This is a genomic window from Microbacterium sp. K2 (assembly GCF_051365005.1).
GTDB classification, from domain to species: Bacteria; Actinomycetota; Actinomycetes; order Actinomycetales; family Microbacteriaceae; genus Microbacterium; species Microbacterium foliorum_B.
On the sequence record NZ_JBLWII010000001.1, the window covers coordinates 2,466,137 to 2,490,585 of the forward strand.

27 protein-coding genes are annotated in these 24,449 nt (G+C 66.9%); 22 read left to right on the forward strand and 5 right to left on the reverse strand.

The features are described from left to right. Window positions 1-32: 32 nt before the first annotated feature. The 6 genes from ACLKOY_RS12020 (at window position 33) to ACLKOY_RS12045 (ending at window position 4,315) form a co-directional block, all read left to right on the forward strand. Complete coding sequence (locus ACLKOY_RS12020) at window positions 33-1,397, forward strand: dihydrolipoamide acetyltransferase family protein (RefSeq protein WP_436453804.1); 1,365 nt, start codon at window positions 33-35, stop codon at window positions 1,395-1,397. Between the two features lie 566 nt (window positions 1,398-1,963). Then, entirely contained in the window at window positions 1,964-2,161 is a 198-nt protein-coding gene (locus ACLKOY_RS12025; protein WP_436453805.1) for a hypothetical protein, read from the forward strand. A 227-nt stretch (window positions 2,162-2,388) separates the two neighbouring features. Further along, a complete protein-coding gene (locus tag ACLKOY_RS12030) occupies window positions 2,389-2,664 on the forward strand; it encodes a hypothetical protein (RefSeq protein WP_436453806.1) in 276 nt (91 codons plus the stop codon). 74 nt (window positions 2,665-2,738) lie between these two features. Then, window positions 2,739-3,137: a helix-turn-helix domain-containing protein gene (locus ACLKOY_RS12035; protein ID WP_436453807.1), complete on the forward strand. Its 399-nt coding sequence runs from the start codon at window positions 2,739-2,741 to the stop codon at window positions 3,135-3,137. A gap of 174 nt (window positions 3,138-3,311) precedes the next feature. Then, window positions 3,312-3,824, forward strand: a complete 513-nt coding sequence (locus tag ACLKOY_RS12040; RefSeq protein ID WP_436453808.1) for an RNA polymerase sigma factor — start codon at window positions 3,312-3,314, stop codon at window positions 3,822-3,824. Continuing rightward, window positions 3,821-4,315: a hypothetical protein gene (locus ACLKOY_RS12045; RefSeq protein WP_436453809.1), complete on the forward strand. Its 495-nt coding sequence runs from the start codon at window positions 3,821-3,823 to the stop codon at window positions 4,313-4,315. Before ACLKOY_RS12040 ends, ACLKOY_RS12045 begins: the two co-directional genes overlap by 4 nt. 5 nt (window positions 4,316-4,320) lie before the next feature. On the opposite strand, the gene ACLKOY_RS12050 is transcribed toward ACLKOY_RS12045, so the two are convergent. Further along, window positions 4,321-4,887 carry a hypothetical protein gene (locus tag ACLKOY_RS12050; protein ID WP_436453810.1) on the reverse strand — a complete coding sequence of 189 codons (567 nt, stop codon included), beginning with the start codon at window positions 4,885-4,887 and terminating at the stop codon, window positions 4,321-4,323. A gap of 634 nt (window positions 4,888-5,521) precedes the next feature. Between ACLKOY_RS12050 and ACLKOY_RS12055 the strand changes: the two genes are divergently transcribed. From ACLKOY_RS12055 to ACLKOY_RS12065, 3 genes are read left to right on the forward strand one after another with little or no spacing between them, the layout of a single operon-like run. Then, on the forward strand, window positions 5,522-6,493 hold the full coding sequence (locus tag ACLKOY_RS12055) for a hypothetical protein (RefSeq protein WP_436453811.1): 972 nt from the start codon (window positions 5,522-5,524) through the stop codon (window positions 6,491-6,493). Beyond that, the gene (locus tag ACLKOY_RS12060; RefSeq protein WP_436453812.1) at window positions 6,490-6,825 is read left to right on the forward strand and encodes a hypothetical protein; all 336 of its coding nucleotides are present in this window, start codon (window positions 6,490-6,492) and stop codon (window positions 6,823-6,825) included. The genes ACLKOY_RS12055 and ACLKOY_RS12060 overlap by 4 nt, the downstream gene beginning before the upstream one ends. A gap of 46 nt (window positions 6,826-6,871) precedes the next feature. Next, window positions 6,872-7,417 (forward strand): hypothetical protein, encoded by a 546-nt coding sequence (locus tag ACLKOY_RS12065; protein WP_436453813.1) that lies wholly within the window; start codon window positions 6,872-6,874, stop codon window positions 7,415-7,417. A 507-nt stretch (window positions 7,418-7,924) separates the two neighbouring features. On the opposite strand, the gene ACLKOY_RS12070 is transcribed toward ACLKOY_RS12065, so the two are convergent. After that, window positions 7,925-8,047, reverse strand: a complete 123-nt coding sequence (locus ACLKOY_RS12070) for a hypothetical protein (protein WP_436453814.1) — start codon at window positions 8,045-8,047, stop codon at window positions 7,925-7,927. A 365-nt stretch (window positions 8,048-8,412) separates the two neighbouring features. Here ACLKOY_RS12070 and ACLKOY_RS12075 point away from each other — a divergent pair, with 365 nt between their 5' ends. After that, window positions 8,413-8,904 carry a hypothetical protein gene (locus tag ACLKOY_RS12075; RefSeq protein ID WP_436453815.1) on the forward strand — a complete coding sequence of 164 codons (492 nt, stop codon included), beginning with the start codon at window positions 8,413-8,415 and terminating at the stop codon, window positions 8,902-8,904. 162 nt (window positions 8,905-9,066) lie between these two features. Here the strand turns inward: ACLKOY_RS12075 and ACLKOY_RS12080 are convergent, their stop codons facing one another. Both ACLKOY_RS12080 and ACLKOY_RS12085 read right to left on the reverse strand, forming a co-directional pair. Continuing rightward, a complete protein-coding gene (locus ACLKOY_RS12080) occupies window positions 9,067-9,606 on the reverse strand; it encodes a 2'-5' RNA ligase family protein (RefSeq protein ID WP_436453816.1) in 540 nt (179 codons plus the stop codon). A 5-nt stretch (window positions 9,607-9,611) separates the two neighbouring features. Next, window positions 9,612-10,832 carry an ROK family protein gene (locus tag ACLKOY_RS12085; RefSeq protein WP_436453817.1) on the reverse strand — a complete coding sequence of 407 codons (1,221 nt, stop codon included), beginning with the start codon at window positions 10,830-10,832 and terminating at the stop codon, window positions 9,612-9,614. A gap of 101 nt (window positions 10,833-10,933) precedes the next feature. Here ACLKOY_RS12085 and ACLKOY_RS12090 point away from each other — a divergent pair, with 101 nt between their 5' ends. The 12 genes from ACLKOY_RS12090 to ACLKOY_RS12145 all read left to right on the forward strand — a co-directional run bounded on the left by ACLKOY_RS12090 (window position 10,934) and on the right by ACLKOY_RS12145 (window position 23,396). Continuing rightward, complete coding sequence (locus tag ACLKOY_RS12090; RefSeq protein WP_436453818.1) at window positions 10,934-12,259, forward strand: ABC transporter substrate-binding protein; 1,326 nt, start codon at window positions 10,934-10,936, stop codon at window positions 12,257-12,259. 59 nt (window positions 12,260-12,318) lie between these two features. Next, a complete protein-coding gene (locus tag ACLKOY_RS12095) occupies window positions 12,319-13,212 on the forward strand; it encodes a carbohydrate ABC transporter permease (protein ID WP_436454125.1) in 894 nt (297 codons plus the stop codon). Next, window positions 13,212-14,090 carry a carbohydrate ABC transporter permease gene (locus tag ACLKOY_RS12100; RefSeq protein WP_042540511.1) on the forward strand — a complete coding sequence of 293 codons (879 nt, stop codon included), beginning with the start codon at window positions 13,212-13,214 and terminating at the stop codon, window positions 14,088-14,090. The genes ACLKOY_RS12095 and ACLKOY_RS12100 overlap by 1 nt, the downstream gene beginning before the upstream one ends. A gap of 83 nt (window positions 14,091-14,173) precedes the next feature. After that, window positions 14,174-15,853 carry a glycoside hydrolase family 13 protein gene (locus tag ACLKOY_RS12105; protein ID WP_436453819.1) on the forward strand — a complete coding sequence of 560 codons (1,680 nt, stop codon included), beginning with the start codon at window positions 14,174-14,176 and terminating at the stop codon, window positions 15,851-15,853. 65 nt (window positions 15,854-15,918) lie between these two features. After that, complete coding sequence (locus ACLKOY_RS12110) at window positions 15,919-16,911, forward strand: metal ABC transporter solute-binding protein, Zn/Mn family (protein WP_436453820.1); 993 nt, start codon at window positions 15,919-15,921, stop codon at window positions 16,909-16,911. Next, the gene (locus ACLKOY_RS12115) at window positions 16,908-17,762 is read left to right on the forward strand and encodes a metal ABC transporter ATP-binding protein (protein ID WP_436453821.1); all 855 of its coding nucleotides are present in this window, start codon (window positions 16,908-16,910) and stop codon (window positions 17,760-17,762) included. Before ACLKOY_RS12110 ends, ACLKOY_RS12115 begins: the two co-directional genes overlap by 4 nt. A gap of 5 nt (window positions 17,763-17,767) precedes the next feature. Continuing rightward, window positions 17,768-18,637 (forward strand): metal ABC transporter permease, encoded by an 870-nt coding sequence (locus ACLKOY_RS12120; RefSeq protein ID WP_436454126.1) that lies wholly within the window; start codon window positions 17,768-17,770, stop codon window positions 18,635-18,637. 44 nt (window positions 18,638-18,681) lie between these two features. Continuing rightward, window positions 18,682-19,098 carry a Fur family transcriptional regulator gene (locus tag ACLKOY_RS12125; RefSeq protein WP_042540517.1) on the forward strand — a complete coding sequence of 139 codons (417 nt, stop codon included), beginning with the start codon at window positions 18,682-18,684 and terminating at the stop codon, window positions 19,096-19,098. Between the two features lie 23 nt (window positions 19,099-19,121). Beyond that, the gene (locus ACLKOY_RS12130; protein ID WP_363573945.1) at window positions 19,122-20,129 is read left to right on the forward strand and encodes a permease; all 1,008 of its coding nucleotides are present in this window, start codon (window positions 19,122-19,124) and stop codon (window positions 20,127-20,129) included. Continuing rightward, on the forward strand, window positions 20,122-20,913 hold the full coding sequence (locus ACLKOY_RS12135) for a TIGR03943 family putative permease subunit (RefSeq protein ID WP_436453822.1): 792 nt from the start codon (window positions 20,122-20,124) through the stop codon (window positions 20,911-20,913). The genes ACLKOY_RS12130 and ACLKOY_RS12135 overlap by 8 nt, the downstream gene beginning before the upstream one ends. Further along, complete coding sequence (locus ACLKOY_RS12140) at window positions 20,903-22,696, forward strand: Ig-like domain-containing protein (RefSeq protein ID WP_436453823.1); 1,794 nt, start codon at window positions 20,903-20,905, stop codon at window positions 22,694-22,696. The genes ACLKOY_RS12135 and ACLKOY_RS12140 overlap by 11 nt, the downstream gene beginning before the upstream one ends. A 4-nt stretch (window positions 22,697-22,700) precedes the next feature. Then, window positions 22,701-23,396 carry a DNA-3-methyladenine glycosylase gene (locus ACLKOY_RS12145; protein WP_436453824.1) on the forward strand — a complete coding sequence of 232 codons (696 nt, stop codon included), beginning with the start codon at window positions 22,701-22,703 and terminating at the stop codon, window positions 23,394-23,396. A 9-nt stretch (window positions 23,397-23,405) separates the two neighbouring features. Here ACLKOY_RS12145 and ACLKOY_RS12150 read toward each other — a convergent pair whose 3' ends face one another. Then, window positions 23,406-24,416: a LacI family DNA-binding transcriptional regulator gene (locus tag ACLKOY_RS12150; protein WP_436453825.1), complete on the reverse strand. Its 1,011-nt coding sequence runs from the start codon at window positions 24,414-24,416 to the stop codon at window positions 23,406-23,408. Window positions 24,417-24,449: the final 33 nt, after the last annotated feature.

The following is a 24,449-nucleotide window of genomic DNA, read 5'->3' on the forward strand; positions in this document are numbered from 1 at the left end:
ACCCCGATCTCGCCGTTCCGAAAGGACCGCACATGAGCACGCAGAACTTCAACCTCCCCGATGTGGGCGAGGGCCTGACCGAGGCCGAGATCGTGGCGTGGAAGGTCGCGCCCGGTGACACCGTCGCCATCAACGACGTGATCTGCGAGATCGAGACCGCCAAGTCGCTCGTCGAGTTGCCTTCGCCGCACGCGGGAGTCGTCGGCGAGCTGCTCGCCGCAGAGGGCGCGACGGTCGAGGTCGGCTCGCCGATCATCACCTTCGTGACGGATGCCCGTGACGATGCCGGTCCGGGCGTGATCGCCACCGCCGAGGCGCCCGCGCCGGAAGAGGGCGGCGGCTCGGTACTGGTCGGCTACGGCACGGGCGGCGGCGCCACCTCGCGGCGAAAGCGACCGGCCGAGCGCCCCGTTCGCTCGTCGGTCGGAGTGATCGCGAAGCCGCCGATCCGCAAGCTCGCCCGCGACCTGGGGGTCGACCTCACGACCGTCACCCCCACGGGAGCCGACGGCGAGGTGACCCGCGACGACGTGATGACCCACGCCTCGCAGGCCAGCGTCTTCCGCAACATCGAGACTCCCGAGTGGGGCGCCGTGCGCGAAGAGACCGTGCCTGCGCCGCAGAATGCTCCGGCGGGCCTCGCTCGCGGGCTGTCGCCGGCCCCGGCCCCGGCACCCGCTTCCAGCCAGAGCGACGATCGCACCGAGTCGATCCCGGTCAAGGGCGTGCGCAAGGCCACGTCGTCGGCGATGGTGCAGAGCGCCTACTCCGCCCCGCACGTCACCGTATGGAAGGAGATCGATGCCAGCCGCACTATGGAGCTCGTCAAGCGGCTCAAGGCATCGCCCGACTACGCCGACATCCGCGTCTCCCCGCTGCTGATCATGGCCCGTGCCGTGATCTGGGCCGCACGTCGCACCCCGATGGTCAACGCCGCCTGGATCGAGACCGAGGGCGGCGCCGAGATCGCCGTGCGCCACTACGTGAACCTCGGCATCGCGGCGGCCACGCCCCGCGGCCTGCTCGTGCCGAACATCAAGGACGCGCAGGACCTCAGCATGAAGGACCTCGCCCGCGCGCTGAACCGGCTGACCCTCACCGCGCGCGAGGGCAAGACGAGCCCGGCCGACCAGCAGGGCGGCACGATCACGATCACCAACATCGGTGTCTTCGGGATGGATGCCGGCACCCCGATCATCAACCCCGGCGAGGCCGGGATCGTGGCGATGGGCACGATCAGCCAGAAGCCGTGGGTCGTCGACGGCGAGGTGCGCCCCCGCTGGGTCACCACTGTCGCCGGATCGTTCGACCACCGCGTGATCGACGGCGACGGCATGAGCCGCTTCATCGCCGACGTGGCATCGGTTCTCGAGGAGCCCGCGCTGCTCGTCGAGTGATGTGAGAACTCGCTCTAAATGAGTCAAATCACTGTTGAAGATGATCCGCACCGAACCATGTGCACCAAATCAAGGACTTGATCCATGAGAACACTGGGCTCCCTCGCGATCTTCTCACAGGGGACGTGAGATGGCGCGTTCAGAGAGGCAATCCCCCGCGGAGCTGACCGCTTCGTGGCCAACGACGCCGTCGACAGATCACGCAGGGGAGGTTGCTCGAGTATTTGTCCTCAACCTTCAGTCCGCCATCGGATCAGCGAGTATGCGCTCGGTTGCCCGGATCGCGAGTCTCGATGAGGGCACGCTGCGAAGAGTTCTTGCTAGAGCGACCTGGCCTGATCTGCGAACCGTCGCCCTCCTCGAAGATGCGCTTCAGTGTTCGCTGTACCCTCGACGCTGAAAGCACAGCGGGCCTGACCGTCTCAAGTCGCTATGTGGTGACATCGAGCGCGGAGCCAGAGCGACGCCTCGCCGAGGGGACGCCGTTCCTCGACGAGAGCGTCGACCGTAGTCTTCACGGCATGGCGAGGTGAGGCGCACGGCGGCGGTACCGCCGGGAGCGGTTGATGGCAGCCGTCTCGGCCCTGCTCTTCGCGTACATGGTCGGTCTCCTGCTGCTGACGCTGACTTGGAGCATCGCGTACTCCCTCCTGCAATGGATCCTCATCGGGGTCATGGTGACCGGGTCGGCAGTGCTGCTCGCCTGGCAGGTACGGAAGGTTCTCGTGATGCGTCGGGACCGAGGTGCGCTGCGCGACAGTTAGCCAGAATCACCGGTTCGCGTGGAGTTCATGATGGGCGCGGCGTGCCGGGTCTGTCTTCGCGGGCCGACCTGTTGCTCCGGATCTGGAGCGCGGGTGAGCACCGTTGCGACCAACGCGGGTCGAGGCCGAGCGCACCGAAGCGATGAGTGTGTCGGCAACGGCGAACCTGTCTCATCTTCTGTAATCGAGTTGCGCCCGGTGCGCCGGGGTGCGAGCGACGATTGTGTATGGCCACCCTTCTCATCGGTTACGACCTGAACAAGCAAAAGAACTACCCGGACCTCATTGAGGCGATAAAAGCACTCAGCGCTGCATGGTGGCATCATCTCGATTCGACATGGCTCGTTGTGACCAACCGGTCTGCAGAGCAGGCCCGTAACGTTCTTGTCACACACCTTGACGCGGACGATGAACTGCTCGTTATTGACGTGACGGGCCAACCGCGTGCCTGGCACGGCTTCAACGAAAAGGGGAGCGACTGGCTGAGCAACAGCTACGAGTGAGTAGAGCCGGGGCGGCATCGGCGAGGAACTTCCGTCGTTGGGAACCATTCGGCCGCATGCGGACATTACGTCACATGAGGCTTGCTGATCTTGATGCCATACGGGAGCGCTGTGCCGTGCTGGTCGACCTGCACTACCGCGATCATCGAGTGGGTCCAACTTGGCTCGCGCGCGAGCTCTTCGTCTCCCGACGGCAACTCGACAGGGCGTTCGTCGGTTGTCCGAGCGTCGCTGAGCTCCTTGCCCGGCGACGACTTCGGCAAGTCGTCGCTACAGCGTCACGCGACCCCGATGTCCCCATGTTTGAGATCGCTCGGCGTTGCGGATATGGCACATACGAAACGTTCCGCGCCCAGTGCCATAGGTATCTGGGGTGCAGTCCGCGAGAAGCTCGACGTGGCCAGGGCGCAATCTCTCGAGCGATGAGTCAGCGGGCTCTCGCCGACCAACAATCACTCGGTCTCTCCGCATAGCGTGCCCCGGACTTCGACGCCTTCGACGGCGCATAGACTCGTAGGCGACGGTCGCACAGTTCCCCCGACCGTGACGCGCGAGGTGAAGCAGTGCCGGAGAATCGAGAGTCGAGAACGCCCGACGACGGTGAACTTCTCTACCGGTTGTCCCGCGGCGATGAACCCGCGTACCGGATGCTGCACGACCGCCATCAATCGCCAGTCTTCCGGATGTCGTTGGTGCTGATGCGTACCTCCTGGGATGCCGAGGAGGTCGCGGCGACGGCGTTCTTCGAGCTGTGGCGAAAGAGGGAGAAGGTCCGAGTGGTCGACGGATCCGTGCTGCCCTGGCTGCTCGCTACTACTTCGTTCGCGGCGAAGAACAGCCTCCGGTCGCGGCGGCGCTACCAGCGGCTTCTCAGCAAGATTCCTCACGACAGCGATGTCCCTGACCACGCAGACGAGGTCGCCAGTGCGATGGACTCGTTGAAGATCTCGCGCGGGGTTCGCGATGCGCTCTTGCAACTGAACACTCGTGATGCGAGCGTTGTGGTTCTCTGCGTCATCCACGAGCTCCCGGTCTCGGAGGCTGCGGTGGTTCTCGGTATCCCCGAGGGGACGGTGAAGTCGCGGCTCTCGCGTGTAAAGACGAGGTTGCGCCGTGAACTGCAGGAGTATGCTCCCACCGCAGAGGAGGCGAACGCATGACGGATCAGCCCGGAGGCATGCCGCACCGTCGGGAGGTGCAAGACCTGCTCGTCGAGCAAATGCGCCAAGACCTTTCTCGGCCTGTGTGGTGGAAGCGTCTGTGGGGCCGGCTCAGCATTGCTGGGGGTGTTCTCGTCGTGGCTGGCGCTGGGGTCGCCGGCGTCGTGTTGCTCGAGCAGCGCCCGGTGAGTGACACCAGCATCGTCTATTGCCTTGAGGGTGCATTTCGGAACCCGGACGGAACGCTGTCCGGCGCGGCGGCAAGCATTGCCACGCCAGACGGCGTTGTTCCGATTGACGACGCGGAAGCGGTTTGCGTTCAGATGTGGGAGGCTGGCGCGTTCGCCGAGAACGATCCACTTTCGACGACGCCTGCAACGGGGGTTGCCCCGTCCAAGTTCACGATGTGCGTGACTGACGAGGGTGAAGCAGCGGTTGTCCCTGGGCGAATCGAATGTTCAACACTTCGGTTGCACCCCTTCGAAGACTGATGCTGTCACCCGAAGGTTCCGACGGGGCGGTACACGACCGAGGATGTCTTCGCAGCCAGTGCTCCGAGCGATCCGCAGTACGGTGTGCAGGTGACCACGAAGCCTGAGTAGCTGGCGCCATCGTACTGCGATGACCAGCAGTTGTTGAAGCCTTCAGCCGAGCGGACGTTGTTGTTCCATCCCGAGCCCAGGCTCGGGAAGCCGTACGTCGCGCCGCTGCATCCGTTGCCTGAACCCCAATGGATCAGGACCGACCCAGACCGTGATGTGCCCGTCCAAATCTTGCCGACCATGACGGTCGCCGCAGCCGCGGCACGCGCGTTCGTGCCACGCGGGTAGAGCTGTTCGAAGTCTCCGGGTGCGCCGTCGCCGATGAAGTCCTCTGCCTCCTCTACGGAGTCGAAGCAGGAGACAACAACGGGAATGTTCGCGGGTGCCGGTTGTCCCTCGGGGATCGCGATGCCCCCAACTGTGCACGCGGCCGGCAGGCTGGGCTCCGCTGAAGCGAGGGCTGGTGTCGGGTTCATGATGGCAACTGCAGCGATGAGCGCCGCGAAAAATCGTCGGGACAAGAGAAGCTCCTCCGTTAGGGGTTGGGTTCGCTTCGGTATGTCCCGTTGCGATTCCCCGGTTCCCGGCCGGGAGAGGCTCTCGGGTGTCGATCCGCGCGCTGATGCGGATGTCGGGTGCCCACTCCGTCTCAAACTCTGCAATTCCCTGTGTGGATTTCTGCACGCCTCAGGCGCAGACTTCGCCGCATTCCGGTGGGGGCGCCGCAGAGATAGGGGCTGCCGCCGAGAACATCGCCTGGACCGGGCGGATCAGAGAGAGGCGAAGGCTGGTAGCGGTTGACCGGGTGTCGCGAATCGGGGAAGGCATCGACAGTGCGGTTGAAGGTGGCGGGAGTCGGACGACTATCGCGTGTATATCGGACGGTGCGGACGATCACGGTCGACCCCGGATACTGAAACCGGTCCATGTTTCTGTACTCATGTCTCGGCGAGGCGCAGACCGCAGGCGGAGTCGCCCAGGACTCTCGAAGCATGCCGAGACTCCAGCATTTGAGACGGATTAAAAAGAACTAGTTGGGGAACGGCTTCAATTCGTGATAATCGGCATTCCGGTTTGGCCGATACTGCTCTGCACTAATCGCTCGTTCGAGTCGGCCGTTTGGGGGACAGACGTCGGGAAGGGGCGCGTCATAGGGTGATGTTCGATTCGTTGTTCGAATTGAACAGCGACACTTATGAGGGGTTCAAAGTGATTATGAAGAAGGTGTCCCAGCGACATGCGATGGGCTGCGTTGGCGTCGTTCTTGCCGGAGTCGTGCTGGCTGGTGTGTCGCCAGCGATGGCCGCTGACAGCGAGGAGCCGAGTCCAGCGCTCATCGCTTTCGAAGAGCAGGCGCCTGTGGAGATCAGCGATTCTGTCGAGTCGACAAGCAGCGTCTCGCACAGTGACAACGCCTCGGCCACGGTTGACGAGACAACGGCTTACGTTCACACTCCGGCGGGAACGATTGCTCTTGAGGCAGCTCCGAACACCGAGTCAGTCACCTCGGAGCCGATCCTCATGCAGGATGGCAGCGCCCTCATCGCTATCGTCATCGAGGAACCCACCATCGAGACCTCGTTCCGCATGGACATGGCCCTACCGGCTGCAGCGAGTGCGACCATCGAGGAGGACGGTTCGGTTCTCATTCAAAATTCAGACGGCGAGTTCGTCGGTGGAATCGCGACGCCGTGGGCTCGTGACGCGAACGGTGGTGAGGTTCCCACCAGCTTTGAGATCGACGGCGGCACTCTCGTTCAGCACGTCGACCTCGACGCCGTCCCAGCGGACGCTTATCCGGTAGTTGCCGACCCTTGGGCGGGTCACGATCTGGTTGCGTCAGCTTGGGTCACTAGCCAGGGCGGCTCTGCCTATAACGTGAACGCCGTACCCACCTCGTGGGGCGAGTTCTATCGAGGGATTTCTACCCTTGAATCTCACCTCGCGGACCTTCGGGCGGATCTGGGAACGAACAAGTCCAAGGTCACGTCGACCATCATCAATCAGTTCTACTGCCATGTCGCGTACGGTTGGCTCGGCGGAGGTGCGACGTACAACATGGAATCCACGCGACCCGACATCCTGTGGTCGATCCAGGGAAACCCCATCACTAAGTGCAACCCATGACGCGAGACGAGACCATCAACCACACACGTCCCCGACTCAAGGTGGCGGCCGTTAGCCTCGCGGTACTTGCTCTAGCGGCGAGCGTCGTTGCGGGGTACATGAACGGGACGGTCGACGGGGACGTGCCGTGGCCAGCGACCGAGAGTGAGACTGCCTTCTACGCGGCGTCTACCTGGCTCACGGCAGTCGCGGGCATTTTGGCACTATTGACCGCTCTCCTCTTCTCAGCGTCTCGCAAACTCACGATCATCCGTGCTTTGTTCGCTGTTCTCGGATCGCTCGCGGTTGCATTTGTTGTTTTTATGCTCGGGTTCGTCATCGGCGGCATATGAATGCGTCGAGATTGACACTGAAATTCTTTCAAAGGAAACAGTCACTATGAAGTTACTCGCAGGCCTGTTGGTGGCCGTTCCACTGGCGCTGTCTGGTGGAGCGCTCGCGTCACTTGAGCTGCCGGCGATTCGGCCGGCCGAGGTCACGGGCGACACGGATCAGCTCTCACCCTCTGAACTAGACGTCCTGGGGTCTGATGAGCCGAAGTTCATCACCGTCGACCCGTACTCGGGAGACGTCACCGCGGTCGAGGAAGTGTCCCAGGCAGAGCTTGAGGCTGCACTTGAGGCCTCGCAACCTCGGAACAAGGTCACTCCGTTCTCGTGGAGCACTGGCTGCGCGTCCGGAAAGCCCTGTTGGCACGACAACCCGCCCGGGAATATCAACTACCAGTTCAGCTCCGGAATCACCAATGGCACATGGGATACGGTTCGTAACTTCTACACAGGCAACTACTACGCCAAGCTGTGCTGGATTCCGTGGAACTCGTCCGAGACGTTCTGCATGCCGGAACGCAATGGCAAAAACGCTCTGATCCAGATCGGGATGCAGGTAACCGGCAAGAAGGTGGATCTGAGCTCGACTCGATAGTTCCCTCGCCGCGCGGCTTCGTCTAAATGGATGTCGTGCCTGGACGCGGCTTGTGGCCCCGACTGCACCTCAGCCGGGGCCACAAGGAGGTTTTCGGGGCCGATGTAGTGTCACGATTGCGCCGCCCCCGCAGCAGCTGGCTCGGCGCAAGAGCGGCTGTTGAGAACTGGGCGCCACGGCGGTGAGCCACAGTGTTGCGCTACCCGCATGATGCGGGGTGACAGCGCTAGTCGCGGTACGTCCTCGAGCCCTCCGTCGCAGGGATGAGGTCGCTGCGGGTTGGGCTCGCAGCGGGCGATTCGCTCCAGGCCGAAGCGGATAGCGAGACCTCGTCTTCGGTGCGCAACCGCAGCGGCTCCCGGCCCACCATCGTGGTCGGGGCGGCTCCCCTCCCGCCTGAGCTTTCCACGGACGGGGTCGGCTGGCGCGGAGGATCATGCGACGATGCCCGTCATAGGGCAAGGTGCGCTCGTGGCAGAGCACAACCCCGCCGCCGGCACCTACCTACTAGTCCTCGTCGACGGCGACAGCATTGCCCCAGACCCAGCACCGGAACGTCTGGTCGCCTGCGCGGAACTCGATGCCGGCCGCCAACGGCGTCGACCGCGAGAGCTTCGCATCGACCCGCACCGCTTGAGGCCCGAAGCGGACCCAAGCCCGGACCGCACGGTAGCAAGAGTCGAAGATTTGTTCTATTCTCGACTCATGCGACCGGCTCCTGCTCATCTACCTGCGACTATATGCATGGCTGACGACATCCCCTCTCGCATGGTCTTTGCCGGGCGCCGCTGGACGGTTAGTGACACGCCCACGCCTCTCCGAGACTCGATTTGGTCAGCGATGCCAGAGTCGGACCGGGGGTTGTACGGATGGCGGTTCCAGGGCACGGATGACGATGATCCTGCTCATTCCGGCTGACAGCTCCTGGTCGCTGTTGGCGAACAGGTGGTACACGACAGCCCCCGTCAGGAGAGGCTCAAAAGAGGAGGTACCCAGTGTTGTTTCGTGAAACCCTTATCGGTCCGCGGTGGTTGGCGGTCGCAGGAGCATCGACGCTGGTATTCCTGGCCGTCATCACCGCGATCTCGGCGCCGGTCGTGATTGGCAACGTAGAGGAGATCGGCGGGTGGGTCATCGTGCTCCTCATTGCGGCATTCATCCTGATTCTCGGGGCCGGACTCATCGGCCTCGACAGGCGAATCAGGGTCTCAGTGAGCGCAACGCACATCGATGCGCATCTCTCACTGTTCCGCGTCATGCATATCCCTGTCTTGGACGTCGAGAAGATCGAAGTCACAGACGTGAATCCGTCGCAGGCCGGTGGCCTGGGGTGGCGCATCGTCGGTTCGGACCGATTTGTGTTGTGGTCCTCTGGCTCCGCTGTGTGGCTGACGCTAACCGAAGGGAGCTCGCGGGTCATTCGTAGCAACCGCTCCGATGAACTCCGCGACGCGATCCAGAGCGTCTCTCAGGCATCGCCCGCTTGACGGATGGATTGGATCTGATGCCGCTGTCTAGCAGCGGCGGCATCAGATCGTCCGATCTGACCGGTATGCCGCAACCGAGCCGACGCGCGCGGGTCCGGCGCCTTCCCCGGTGGACGACAGCGACTACGCCTGAACGCTGTCGCCGTTCAGCGCCGCGACCGGCTACGACTGCGGCAGCTCCGCGAGGGTGGTGACGGTGATGAGCGCGGGGTCCCAGTGCCGCACGCTGCGCGCGTGAGCTCGGATATCGCCGCCGATGAGATCGAGCGCCTCCGCGAGGTCGGCGACGCGCACCCGTCGAGCGAGCGCGACATGCGGCATCCACTCGCCCGATGCGGTGTGCGGCGCATCCTCGCCCGGGCCGACGGCGGCCAGGACCGTCTCGCGGAGGCCGATCAGCTCGGACGTGGGCACGATGCTCCGCGCCAGGACGCGTCGATCCCCGGAACCGAAAAGCAAGGGAGCGCCGAGCGTGATCGGGAACGACGGGATGGTGGCGAAGGCATCCGGGTCCGGCGGAGACAGGCCGATGCGTGCGACCAGCGTGACGTGAGGGCGGTTGCTCGCGGATGTGTGCCCCGCGAGGCTCGAGAGCCCGCGTGCGGCGAGGGCATCCCACTCGGCACGGACGGCGGTCTCCGCATCCGGGTCGAGGAGCAGCTCGATCGACGAGGGGGAGCGCCGAGGCTCTTTCTCCTGCACTGCGCTCAGCTGACCGCGCTGAGTCGCCGCTCCGCCAGCAGCGGCACGGCCACCTCGCGGGCGGCCATGCGGGCGGTGGTGACGGCCCCGATCGAGACGACCTCGGCACCGAGCGTCGAGGCGAGGATCTCGGGTGCCGGCAGGTGCAGTTCGGTCGGCACGACCTCGCGCGCGGCGGCGATCACGGGAGCGACGCTCTCGGCGACTGCGCCGCAGACGATCACGCGCGTCGGGTCGTACATGCTTCCCAGAACGCCGACCACTCGAGCGAGGGTGGCGCCGACGCGCGAGGTCGCGAGCAGCGCATCGGCATCACCCGACGCGGCGGCTGTCAGCACGACGCGCGGATCCACGCGGTCGTCGTCGGCGAGGCGTCCGATCGGCGAGTCCGCGTCGACCTCGCCACTCGCGACGGCGGCACGCACCTCGTCCTGCAGGGCGTAGCTCAGACCGAAGGCCGATCCCACGCCCACGATGTGGTCGAACACGATGCCCTCGCCGACGCCGCCGTGCGCGCCGTGCAGCACGTGGCCGTCGACGACGACGCCCCCGCCGAAGCGCTCGCTGGCGAGCAGCGCGACATAGTCCCGGCATCCCACTGCGGCCCCGACCGAGCCCTCGGCGATCGCGGCGAGCTGAGCGTCGTTCTTGATCTCGACGGCCGGCGCCCAGTCGGCCAGTGCGTCGGCGAGGCCAGGGTTCGTGCGCTCCCAGAAGCCGTCGGGATGCGGGGGAGAGACCCCTGCGCGATTCACGGGAGCTGCGACGCCGACGCAGATCGCGAGGATGTCATCCTTCGAGACACCCGCCTCGGTGAGGGCCTGCTCCATCTGGCCGAGCACCGTCGCGCGCCGCGCCGCCGCCGATTCGGTCGAGTCGATGTCCGTGCGGTGGTGCACGAGTGTGCGGTCGAGCAGGTCGGAGACGGTGACGGCGACATGGTTGTCACCGGCATCCACGCCGAGCACGACACCGAGATCGGATGCCAGCACGAAGCGCCGCGCGGGGCGCCCTGCGCGATAGCTGCCTGCGGCCCTCGCGTTCGGAAGCTCACGGAGCACGGCGGCGCTGACGAGGGTGTCGATCGCGTCGATGGCCGTCGAGCGCGTCAGAGACGTCGAGGCCATGACGTCGGTGGCGGTGAACTCGCCCGCCGCCCAGGCGAAGTCGAGCACGGCGCCGACGCTGGCTCGCCCGGTGCCCAGACCTGCGGAGACTTCTGTCACGGGTCTTGACCTCACTCTCGTTCACATGAGACAGTACCGTTCATCGAAGTAAATTCGCTCACTAGATTTAGTCCGCGGATCTACAGGACGAAAGGACAACGGTGTCTGTGAAATCCCCCTCCGTCGCACGAGTGGCCGGTGCTGCCATGGCGCTGGCGCTCGTCGGCTCCGCCCTCACCGCCTGCGCACCCGGCGGCGGCACCGAGACCATCCGCTTCACGTTCAACAAGCGTGAGGCGATCGGCTTCATGACCGACCTCGTCGCCCAATTCAACTCGTCGCAGAGCGACGTGCGGGTCGAGATCGACACCTCGGGGCCGGACGTGATCTCGGCCAGCTTCGTGCGGGGCAATCCGCCCGACCTCATCCTCGGCAACTACAACTACGAGATCGCGCGGTTCGTGCAGCGGTGCACCCTGACCGATCTCTCCGACACCGACGCCGCCGCATCCGTCCGCGACGATCTGCAGCCGCTCATGGACCAGTACGGGTCGTGCGAGGGCCGCACCAGCGCCTTGCCGTACTCGGTGATGGCGGCATCGGTCATCTACAACAAGGAGATCTTCGACGCCCAGGGGCTCGAGGTCCCGCAGACCTGGGACGAGCTGATCGCGGTCTGCGACCAGCTGAAGGACGCAGGGATCGACCCGTTCTACGCGACGTTCAAGGACGACTGGACCGTGGGCCAGGGGTGGTACGACTACTCGATCGGAGGATCGGTGGACACGATCGAGTTCTTCGACGCGATGGCCGACGAGGGGGCCGCCGTCGGCCCCGACTCGCCCGTCTCGTTCGAGAAGGACTTCGCCAAGCCCATGGATCAGATGATGCAGCTCGCGAACGACTACACGAACGAGGATGCCGAGAGCCGGGGATACGGCGACGGCAACCTCGCGTTCGGCAAGGGCGAGGCTGCGATGTACATGCAGGGCCCCTGGGCGTTCAGCGAGATCGCGAAGACCGCGCCCGACCTCGAGCTCGGAACGTTCCCGCTGCCGATGACCGACGATCCGGCCGACCTCGGTGTGCGCGTGAACATGGACCTCGGCGCGATGATCCCCGAGGGATCGAACCACCAGGAGGCGGCACGCGAGTTCCTCGAGTACCTCTATCTGCCCGAGAACATCGAGGCGTACAACGCATCGCAGCTCGGCTTCACCCCGACGAAGGGTGCACCGGCTCCGGATGATCCCCGGATCGAGGGGATGATCGAGTACTACGAGAACGGGCAGATCTACCAGGGCCCCTCAGTGCTCGTGCCGAAGACGATCCCGGTGATGAACTACGCGCAGGCGATGGTGCTCGGCGCCTCGACCACTTCGATGTTGCGCACGATGGACGCGGACTGGGCTCGCATCGCCTTCCGCGCACCGATCCCCAAGACCGATGATGCGGCAGCCGGCGAGACAGAGGAGTCCGCACCGTGAGCACCACCGCAGCCGCGAATGTGACGCGGCCGAACAGCCCGACCACCGACACGACCTCGATCGTCACGGGACAGGGCCGCAAGCTCCGTCGTCGCAAGGGGCGGGTCGAGCCGATCTACTACCTGTTCCTGCTTCCGACCCTCGTGATCTTCACCCTGGCGATCACCGTGCCCGCGGTCATGGGCATCTTCTTCAGCTTCACCGACTCGATCGGCATCGGGGAGTGGAGCTTCAGCGGTCTCACGAACTACATCGCGATGTTCAGCGATCCGGCCATACTGCAGAGCTACCTGTTCACGTTCGGCTTCTCGATCGCCACGGTGATCGTCGTCAACGTGATCGCGTTCCTGCTCGCGGTCGGGCTGACCTCCCGCATCCGCTTCAAGACGGGGCTGCGCACGATCTTCGTGATCCCGATGGTGATCTCGGGCATCATCATCGCCTACGTCTTCAACTTCCTCTTCTCGAACTCCATCCCGGCCGCGGGCGCCGCCACCGGCATCCCGTGGCTGTCGACCAGCCTCCTCGCCAACCCCGATCTCGCCTGGGTCGCCATCGTGATCGTGACCGCGTGGCAGGCGGTTCCCGGCACGCTGCTGATCTACATCGCAGGTCTGCTCTCGGTGCCGAGCGAGGTCTACGAGGCGGCGAGCATCGACGGGGCGAACAAGAGGCAGCAGCTGTTCCGCATCACGCTGCCGCTCGTCGCCGGATACGTGGTGATCAACGTGATCCTCGGGTTCAAGGGCTTCCTCAACGCCTACGACATCATCGTCGGCCTCACCAACGGCGGTCCCGGCACCGCCACCCGCAGCGTCGCGATGACCATCATCGCGGGCTTCAACGGCGGCGACTTCGCCTACCAGATGGCCAACGCGACGATCTTCTTCATCGTCGCCGTGCTCATCTCCCTGCTGCAGCTCTCGCTGACCCGCGGAAGGAACGCACTCTGATGTCGACGCAGACACTCACCACCATCCCCGCCTCGGGCAAGAAGCCGAGGGTCCGCATGGAGCGCGTCAACTGGTCGGGCACGATCATCCTGATCCTGTGCGCCGTCACGGTGCTGCTTCCGCTGTACGTGACGATGTCGATGGCCTTCAAGACCACGGGCCAGGCGGTCGACGGCAACGCCTTCTCGCTGCCGGCTCCGTTCAGCATCGACGGCTTCGTCGAGGCGTGGAACCTGACGAAGTTCCCCGTCGGAGCGGGCATCTCGCTGCTCGTCACGGCGGGCACCGTCATCGCGACCATCGTGCTGGCTGCGTTCGCGTCGTATGCGATCGTGCGCAACTGGGACCACCGCCTGTTCCGCTACTCGTTCTTCTACCTGCTGGCCGCGATGTTCATCCCGTTCCCGGTCGTGGCGCTGCCGCAGATCCAGCTGACCGGCTGGGTCGGTCTCGACAACCCGTTCGGGGTCATCATCCTCGCGACGATGTTCCAGCTGAGCTTCAGCGTGCTGTTGTTCACCGCGTTCCTGCGCTCGATCCCGATCGAACTCGAGGAGAGCGCGCGCATCGACGGCGCCAGCACATGGCAGACGTTCTGGCAGCTGATCTTCCCGCTGCTCGCGCCGATGAGCGCCACGGTCGGCATCTTCGCCTTCCTCTACGCGTGGAACGACTTCATGATGCCGTCGCTGATCATCTCGGACCCGGCCATGCAGACCCTCCCGGTGCGGCAGAACCTCTTCCAGACCCAGTTCAGCAACAACTACAACGTGTCGTTCGCCTCATACCTGATGGCGATGGCCCCGGCGATCCTGGCGTACCTGTTCACGCAGCGCTTCGTCATGGAAGGCGTCACGCAGGGCGCCGTCAAGGGCTGACGCGTGTTTCGTCTCGGTCGCTGGCACGGCCTCGGACGAAACGCCCCCACACCAGACCGCAACACGAAGGAGCAATACCCCTCATGACCGATGCGCTTCTCACCGAGACCCGCGACGACACGACGGCAGCATGGTGGCGACAGGCCGCCGTCTACCAGATCTACCCCCGCAGCTTCGCCGACGCGAACGGCGACGGACTCGGTGACATCCCGGGCATCGTCTCGCGGGCGGACTATCTGCGTGACCTCGGCATCGACGCGGTCTGGCTGAGCCCGTTCTACCCGTCGGCGCTCGCCGACGGCGGGTACGACGTGGCCGACTACCGCAACGTCGACCCGCGCCTGGGCACGCTCGAGGACTTCGACGACATGGTCGCGGCTCTGCACGACCGCGGCATCCGCGTCGTGGTCGACATCGTTCCGAACCATTCGTCCGACCTGCACGAGTGGTTCCAGGAGGCGCTCGCCGCCGGCCGCGGGTCGGCGGCGCGAGAGCGTTACATCTTCCGCGAGGGTTCGGGCCCGGACGGCTCAGAGCCCCCGACCGACTGGACCGCCGCGTTCGGCGGGTCTGCGTGGGAGCGGGTGGAAGACGGCCAGTGGTTCCTGCACAGCTTCGCGCCAGAGCAGCCCGACCTCAACTGGGATCACCCCGAGGTGCGCGAGGACTTCTTGAAGACCCTGCGCTTCTGGTCGGACCGTGGAGTCGACGGCTTCCGCATCGACGTCGCCCACATGCTGACCAAGGACCTCACCGAGCCGCTGCCGAGCACCGCCGAGCTCGAGCTGCTGCCGCACGACGGCAACCACCCGCTGCATGACCGCGACGACGTGCACGAGGTCTACGCCGAGTGGCGTCGGGTCTTCAACGAGTACGACCCGCCGCGCACAGCCGTGGCCGAGGCCTGGGTGAGCACTCCGGAGCGTCGTGCGAAGTACGCCTCGGCCGAGGGGCTGGGTCAGGCGTTCAACTTCGATCTGCTCGTCGCCGACTTCGACGCGACGCAGTTCCGCACCATCATCACCGACAACCTCGCGCAGTCGCGGGCGACGGGCTCGTCGACGACGTGGGTGCTGTCGAACCACGACGTCACCCGGCACGCGACGCGGTACGGACTGCCGCAGCTCGGCGGACGCACCGGAGTGAAGCAGGGCGTGGAATGGGTCGCCGCAGGCGGGCCCGAGGACCAGCTCGACCGTGAGCTCGGGCTGCGTCGGGCACATGCCGCGACGCTGCTGCTGCTCGGCCTGCCCGGCAGCACGTATCTCTACCAGGGCGAGGAGCTGGGGCTGCAGGAGGTCGCCGAGATCTCGGCCGAGCAGCGTCAGGACCCGGCGTTCTTCCGCGGTGCGGTCTTCGACGGCCTCGGACGCGACGGATGCCGTGTGCCGCTGCCGTGGACGGCATCCGGCCCCTCTTTCGGCTTCGGAGCGGGCGAGGCGCACCTGCCGCAGCCTGACTGGTTCGCCGAGTCCGCGGTCGATGTCGAGGAGGGTGACCCGTCGTCGACGCTGTCGCTGTACCGCGAGGCGCTGCGTCTGCGTCGCGAGCTGCAGACCGACGAGAGCCTCGAGTGGATCGAGACCGGACGCCCCGATGTGCTGCGCTTCGCCCGCCCGAACGGCTGGCAGATCGTGACGAACTTCGGCTCGGAGCCGTTCGACCTCGGAACGGATGCCGCGGATGTCGTGCTCGGAGCGGTCGTCGGCGGCGCCGTTCCTGGGGACTCGACCGTGTGGATCGCGCCGGGACACATCGGCTGAGGCAGAGGGCAGGGCGACGACTCGCCGATTTGATAATGGTTCTCATTAGCGTTTAGAGTGAGAGCATGAAGAAGCCGTTCGTCGCCCTCGCCCTTGCATCCGTCGCCGCACTCTCTCTGGCCGGATGCTCGACTGTCACCGCTGCGGGAGAGGGCGACGACAGCGCGGTGACCGTCGTGGCGAGCACCAACGTCTACGGCTCGCTCGCCGAGCAGATCGGCGGTGACCGCGTCGACGTGACCTCGATCATCACCTCCGCCACTCAGGACCCGCACTCGTACGAGGCATCGGCCCGCGACCGCCTGACGGTGCAGAAGGCCGACCTCGTGATCGAGAACGGCGGCGGCTACGACGCCTTCATCGACACACTGCTGCAGGATGCCGACGACCCCCACCTGGTCACAGCCGTCGAGTTCTCGCATGACTTCCCCGGCAACGAGGGCCACTCCGATGAGGAGGGTGCGGCCGAGGAAGAGCATGACCACGACCACGCCGAGGGCGAAGAGGGCCACGAGGGTCACGACCACATCGAGGGCTTCAACGAGCACGTGTGGTTCGACCCGCACACCATGGTCCACGTCGTCGAGGCCATCGCCGACGAGCTGGCCGAGATCGACCCCGACGGCAAGGCGGAGTTCACCGCCAACGCCGAAGAGATCGTCGCCGACCTCGAGGGCTTCGAGGCCGACCTCGAGACGCTCAAGACGGATGCCGCCGGTGCCAACGTCATCATCACCGAGCCGCTGCCCGGCTACCTGGCCACCGCGGCCGGACTCACCGACGTCACCCCCGAGGGGTTCGCCGAGTCGGTCGAGGAGGGCAGCGATGTCGCCCCCGCCACGCTGCTCGAGACCCTCAACGTCGTCGAGAGCGGCGATGTGGCGGCGGTGCTCACGAACGCGCAGACCGGCGGAGCCGAGACGCAGCGCGTCGAGGATGCCGCAACGGATGCCGGCATCCCGCTCGTCGCCTTCACGGAGCTGCTGCCTGACGGATCGTCGTACTCTGAGTGGATGAGTGACGCGATCCAGAGCCTCGCCGCCGCGCTCCAGTCGTGAGCGCTGCCGCCGACGCGCGGGCAGGAGCCGAGAAGTCGAACCCGGTGCTCGACATCCGTGGAGCCGCACTCCAGCGCGGCGACCGCGAGCTGTGGTCGGGCCTCGACCTGACGGTCGACCCCGGCGAGTTCATCGCCGTGCTCGGTCCGTCGGGTTCGGGCAAGACCACGCTGCTGCGCAGCATCCTGGGCCTGCAGCCGCTGTCGGCCGGCGAGATCACGGTCGCAGGCGAACCCGTGCGCAAAGGCAATCCGCGCATCGGGTACATCCCGCAGCAGCGTTCGCTCGCCCCCGACACGAGCATGAGAGCCCGCGACCTGGTGGCGCTCGGGGTGCAGGGCAGCCGCTTCGGATTCCCGATCCCGCACCGCGGAGACAAGGCCAAGGTCGACCAGCTGCTCGAATCGGTCGGGGCCGCGCACTACGCCGACCGCCGCGTGGGGCTGCTCTCGGGCGGAGAGCAGCAGCGGCTGCGGGTCGGGCAGGCCCTCGCCGATGAGCCGACCCTGCTGCTGTGCGATGAGCCGCTGTCGAACCTCGACCTCGCCAACCAGGTCGCCATCACCGACATCATCGACCGTCAGCGCCGTGATCGCCGCGCGGCCGTGCTGTTCGTGACGCACGACATCAACCCGATCCTCGGCCGGGTCGACCGCATCCTCTACATCGCGGGCGGCCGCTTCGTGCTCGGCACCCCCGAAGAGGTGCTGCAGACGCGGGTGCTCACCGAGCTCTACGGCACCCCGGTGTTCGTGCTGCGGGCGGGCGACCGGCTGGTCGTCGTCGGAGTTCCGGATGCCGAGCCCCACCATGAGCACGCGCATGACCACGACCACGGAGGTGCCGCATGACCGTCATGGCCGGCATCGTCCCCGCGGTCGACTGGAGCGATGTCTTCTCGTTCCAGGACTACGGCGAGCTCGTCGCCCTGCTCGCGAACTCGATCATCGCCGGTGCCGTGCTCGGCATCGTCGGCGGACTGATCGGCGTCTTCGTGATGCAGCGCGACCTCGCGTTCGCGGTGCACGGCGTGAGCGAGCTGTCGTTCGCCGGTGCCGCCGCCGCCCTGCTCTTCGGCGGCAGCGTGGTCGTCGGCTCGCTCGGCGGGGCGCTCGTCGCGGCGATCCTGATCGGCATCCTCGGGGCCAAAGCCCGCGACCGCAATTCGATCGTCGGGGTGCTGATGCCGTTCGGTCTCGGCCTCGGCATCCTCTTCCTGTCGCTCTACGACGGGCGCAGCGCCAACCGGTTCAGTCTGCTGACCGGGCAGATCGTGTCGGTCTCGAGCCCCGACCTCGGCTGGCTGCTCGGCATCAGCATCGTGGTGCTGCTCGGACTGCTGCTGATGTGGAACCCGCTGCGCTTCGACTCGCTCGACCCCGAGTCGGCTGCCGCCCGCGGAGTGCCCACCCGTGCGGTGAGCCTGCTGTTCATGGTGCTGCTCGGCCTGATCGTCGCCGTCAGCGTGCATATCATCGGTGCGCTGCTCGTGATGGCGCTGCTCGTCACGCCCGCGGCCGCAGCGATGCGCGTCTCGGCCGGGCCGGTCGTGGTGCCGCTGCTCGCCGCGCTCTTCGGCTTCGTGTCGGCCGTCGGCGGCATCCTGCTCGCCCTCGCCGGCACGCTGCCGGTGAGCCCGTACATCACCACCCTGTCGTTCACGATCTACGTCGTGTGCTGGATCATCCAGCGCGCCCGCGGCGGCGTGCGCCGCGTGCGTGCCTGACGTTCCCAGGGCTCGGCAAGGGCGGCGCGCCTAGAATCGTGGGTATGGCTCAGCGGAACACCTGGCAGCGCGATCGAGTGCGCGAAGCCCTCGCCGACGCGCGAGGGTTCGTCAGCGCGCAGAATCTGCATGCCTCGCTGCGCGACGACAACACCGGCATCGGACTCGCCACGGTGTATCGGGCCCTCGCCGGACTCGCCGCGGCCGGCGATGCCGACTCGCTGCAGAGCCCCGAGGGTGAGGCGCTCTACCGTGCCTGCACGACCCAGGGGCACCACCACCACCTGATCTGCCGCAACTGCGGTCTCACCGTCGAGATCGAAGCCACCGACGTCGAGCAGTGGGCGCATCGCACCGCGGCTCTGCACGGGTTCACGGATGCTGCGCACGTCGTCGACATCTTCGGGCTGTGCGCCTCGTGCACCAACAAGCGCGATGCCGAAGAGGCAGCGAACGCGTGACCACCCAGGCCGCTCCACGATCGGTGCACTCGCACCGACCCTCTCGATCGCCGCGCTCGCCGTGGATCGGGGTGGGTCTCGGCGCCGCGATCGTGGCCGCGCTCTTCCTGGTCGACCGGTTCCTGCCGACGCTCTTCGCCGAGAGCCTGCCGAGCAGAGCTCAGGACGGACTGACGCTCGCGCTGAGCGTGCTGATCGAGGCGCTGCCGTTCGTGATCCTCGGTGTGCTGCTCTCGATCGTCGTGCAGGTGTGGCTGCCGGCCGACGTGATCCACCGCTGGCTGCCGAAGCGCGCGTGGGCCCGCCGTGCGGTGCTGTCGCTTCTCGGAATGCTGATCCCGGTGTGCGAGTGCGGCAACGTGCCGTTCGCCCGCGGACTGATGATGCGCGGGCTGGCGCCGGCTGAGGCGCTGACCTTCCTGATCGCCGCCCCGATCGTGAACCCGATCGTGATCCTCACCACGCACGCGGCCTTCGGCTTCGATGACGGCATCCTCGTCGCGCGCCTCATCGGCGGCTACTTGATCGCCAACCTGATCGGCTGGATCTACAGCCGCCACCCCTCTCCCGACTCGCTGCTCACGCAGCGCTTCATCGACACCTGTGACCGCGTCACGCACGAGCACGGCACGCCGGTTCGTCGCAGCCTGACGCAGTTCCTCATCGAGCTGCGGGCCGTCATGCCTGCCCTCGTGATCGGCTCGGCGCTCGCCGGAGCCGTGCAGGTGCTGATCCCGCGCGAGGTGCTGCTGGCCATCGGCTCGAACCCGGTGCTGTCGATCCTCGCGATGATGGCGCTCGCGATGACCGTCGCGATCTGCTCGAACGTCGACGCGTTCTTCGCACTCTCCTTCGCCTCGACCTTCTCGTCGGGTGCCCTCGTCGCGTTCCTGCTCGTCGGCCCGCTCGTCGACGTCAAGATGCTCGCGCTCATGCGCACGACCTTCACCACCCGCACGCTCGTCGGCATCGTCGGCGTGGTCGTGTTCGCCGCATTCGCGATCGGGATCGGGGTGAACGTCTTTGTCTGATCACACACTCACCTCTGACGCCCCGTCGCGCGCCCGGGCACTCGGCACCCGCTGGCTGGGCATCGGCCTCGCCGCCGTCATCTCGGTCGTCACTCTCGGACTCGGTCTGACCGGTCGACTGAATCTCTACATCAGCCCCGAATCGGTGTGGTTCGCGTGCGCCGCGGCCGTCGTGACGCTCGCGGGCGCGATCTGGTCGTGCACGCTGCCGCTCGGCGAAGAGGGCGACCACGGACACGATCACGGCGGCGCGCATGAGGCGGATGCCGAGCCGTCACCCCGACGCTCCCTCGCCCTGGCCGGCACGGTGACCGGTGGTGTCGTGGCCAGTGGCGTCGTGATCGCCGCGCTCGTGCTGCCCCCCGCATCGCTGTCGGTCGAACTCGCGATGTCGAGGGTCGGCGAGCAGACCGCCCTGTTCGCCGGGGCCGACGACGTGACCCTCGGCGTCGCCGACACCGCGACCTTCGGTGTCGGCGACTGGGCGAGCGTGTTCGCCACGGCGACCAACACCGCCGCATACGACGGCAAGACGGTCACACTGACCGGGTTCGTCACCCCGACGGATGCCGACGGCGTCAACCTCACGCGACTCGTGATCACGCACTGCGTGATCGACGCGCAGCCGGCGACCCTGCCCGTGACGATCGACGCCGGAGAATTCGACACCGGCCAGTGGGTCGAGGTCGAGGGCACGGTCAAGGCGGATGCCGACGGCTCGCTGCACGTCGAACCGACGACCGTGACCCCGATCGACGAGCCTTCGGACCCGTATGAGTACTGACGACGCGCGCCCTGACGGACCGGCGGTTCCGCGCACCCGCGCAGAGCTGCGCGCCGCTCGCGAGGCCGAGGCGGCGGCCGCGTCCCGTTCGTTGAGCGACGACACCGGAGCCGACCGAGACGAAACGCCTACGCCGCCCCGGTCGACGACCGGCGACTCACCCGCCGCTCGCCCGACGGGCGGTGCGCGGCCGATGCGTTCGACCTTCGTCCCGCCGGACGCCGACTCGACGACCACGTTCGCGGCTCACTCCTCGGCCGACTACGTGCCCCCCGCTCCCTCCACGACCGACTACGCGCCTCCCGCGCCCGAGAAGCCGAAGGCCGCCAAGGCGCCGAAGGTCGCCAAGGCACCGAAGCCCGCCAAAGCACCGAAGCCCCCCAAGGCGCCGAAGCCCGAGAAGCCCGCCGCCTCGCGCGACAGCCGGTTCCTGCTGGCGCTGGGTGCCGTGCTCGGCATCCTGGTGCTGGTGGGTGCAGGCCTCGGCGTCGTCAGCCTGACGCAGGGTCCCCGCATCACCGAGGTGCAGGTCGATCCGGCTGAGGCGATCGAGACGTCGGGCAGCCGTGTCATCCTCACCGCCAACCAGTCGCTCGCGGCGATCGACGAGTCGCAGGTGACGGTCGAGCCCGCGGTGCCGTTCACCCTCGACGCCGCAGGCCGCGGCATCGGCATCCGCTTCACCGTGCCGCTCGACGACGACACCGAGTACACCGTGAACGTCGCCGATGCAGTGGGCGCCGGAGGCGGCCCCAGTGCCACGCTCTCGACGAGTTTCTCGACTCCGCCGTCCACGATCTTCCTGCTGCGTCGAGACGCCGACGGCAATGACCAGATCTTCCGCACCGACCTGACGGGCCAGAAGGCGCAGCCCGTCTTCGCCGCCGACAAGATCAACGACTTCCGCGCCACGTCATCGCAGCTCGTCGTCTCGGTCGAGGAGGAAGAAGGCTCGAAGCTGCTCGTGATGCGGCGCGACGGCACCGATCAGCGCGAGCTCGAGCTGCCCGGCGTCGGATACGTGGGCGCGATCCAGGTCTCTGAGCGCGGCGGACTGGTCGGCTACAGCTACTCCGACAAAGAACTCAGCGACACCGAGGGGCGTGCGAGCGTGCTCGTGACGCAGTCGCTGAGCGGCGATGACGAACCGGTGGTGACCGAGGTCGGCGGCAAGGAGGCGAACATCTTCGTCTGGCAGTTCGTCCCCGACAGCGCCGCCGTGCTCTTCATCGACTTCGACGGCGCGCTCTCGCTGGTCGATCGCTCGTCCGATGCCGGGGTGCAGTCCCTCGGACTCGCGACGACCATTCAGGGCATCTCGCGCGGTACGTACACGGCGATCGTCGAGCGGCTCGACGGCTCGGTGGTCGAGCTGAACCTCGCCGACGGCTCGGAGGTGCCGCTCGAGGCGTCGACTCCCGACTACGGCTCGGCGATCACGATCACGCCGTTCCCCGGCGGCACGCTGCGCCACGTCGTCTCGCGTGACGAGAACGGACTGCCCATCGGTCAGGCGATCGTCCGGGTCGACGACGAGGGAGCCGCGACGCCCCTCGTCGAGGTCGATTCGACCGACTCGATCCTGCAGGCCTGCGCCTCACCCAGCGGCCAGTATGCCGCGGTCGTGATCGCGCCGGAGCTGGCCGACAACCCGTACGACCAGATGCTGCTGCCGCTGCCCGAGAATCTCGAGACGCACCTGCTCGACCTGCGCACGGGTGACGAGATCGTGGCGCTGACCGGTTTCGACGCCTCGTGGTGCCAGACGGCGCCGCAGTTCTGACCGCATGTCGACGGATGCCCTGCACCGAGCGACCCGCACCGAGCTCGGTGGGTTGCCGGTGGCGGTCGCACCGCTGCTGCTCGGCGGAGAGCTGCGCACCGTGGTCGCGGGCTCCGAGGTGCGACTGCGCCTCACCGAGGTCGAGGCCTACCACGGGCAGGGCACCGGCCCCGCGGCCGATCCCGGTTCTCACGCGCGCATGGGCCGAACCGCGCGCAATGCGACGATGTGGGGCGAACCGGGGCATCTGTACGTCTACCTGAGCCACGGCATCCACTCGTGCGTGAACGTCGTCTCGGGGCCCGAGGGTCAGGCCGGCGGAATCCTGCTGCGCGCGGGCGAGGTCGTGCACGGGGCGGATGCCGCGGCTGTGCGCCGTCGCGCGACGACCCCGCTGACCGCGACGGCACTGCGTGACCTCGCCAAGGGGCCGGGCCGGTTCGGCCAGGCGGTGGGGCTGCGGCATCCGATCCACGACGGCATCGATGCGATCACGGGTGCGGAGTTCGAGGGCGCCCGTGCCGAGCTGTGGCTGCGCGACGAGCCCGTGATCGACGTGGCGACCGGCCCGAGGGTGGGGGTGGCCGGAATCGCCGGAACCGCGGCGTTCCCCTGGCGCTTCTGGATCGCGGGCGACCCGACGGTCTCGCCGTTCCGCTGGGGGAGGGGCGCTCAGGAAGCGTCCCTCGGCCGCACCTGAGGCCCGCGCTCAGGCCGAGTCCCTCCACACGACGGGCGTCGGCAGCATGATGCCCTCGCGCGGGCGCTGATCGTCTCGCAGCTGCGCGAGGACGGATGCCGCGGCTGCGGCCCCGAGCCCTTCGGCCGGCTGGTCGACGGTCGAGAGCAGCGGGGTGGTGCGCGTCGCCCAGGTGCTGTTGTCGAAGCCGACCACACCCACGTCCTCGGGCACGCGACGCCCCGCTTCGCGCAGCGCCCACATCGCACCGGCGGCGACGGCGTCCGATGCGGCGAAGACTCCGTCGATCTCGGGCGCTCTCTCGAGCAGTCTCGCCATCGCCGCAGCACCGTCGGCGTAGGAGTACAGCGGCACCTCTTCGACGAGGTCCGGGTCGAAGGCATCGCCCAGAGCGTCGGTGAAGCCGGCGAGTCGGTCGGTGCCCGAGTCGCGGTCGAGGGCGGCGGCGATCATGCCGACCCGCTGACGCCCCGTCGCCAGGAGGCGTGAGGTCACAGCCTGTGCGGCACCGCGGTTGTCGACGCCGACCCAGGCCGCATCGACATCGGGCGGGTGGCCGACGTACGTCACGGGCAGGTCGAGTCGCATGACGGCCTTGGTGATGGGGTCCTGTGCGCGCGCCGAGACGATGACGGCTCCGTCGACGAAACCGCCGTTGAGGTACCGCGCGACCCGTTCGGTGTCGCGCACCGAATCCACGACGAGGCACACCATCTGGTAGTCCGCCTCGGAGAGCGTCTCGTTGGTGCCGAGCATGATCGCGCCGATGTTGGGGTCTTCGAGGAACAGCGCGTGCGGCTCGTGCACGATGAACGCGATCGCCTGGGTGCGCTGCCGCACCAGGTTCTGCGCGGCGGTGTTGGGCACGTAGCCGACCTCGCGGATCGCGTCCTCGATCGCCGTGCGCGCCGAGTCCGACACGTATCCGCCGTTGATCACGCGGCTGACGGTTCCGCGCGAGACCCCGGCCACACGCGCCACATCGTGCACGGTGCTGCGACGGCGTGCGGAAGTGCTCATGGTCGACAGCCTAGCGACCCGGACTTGACGGGA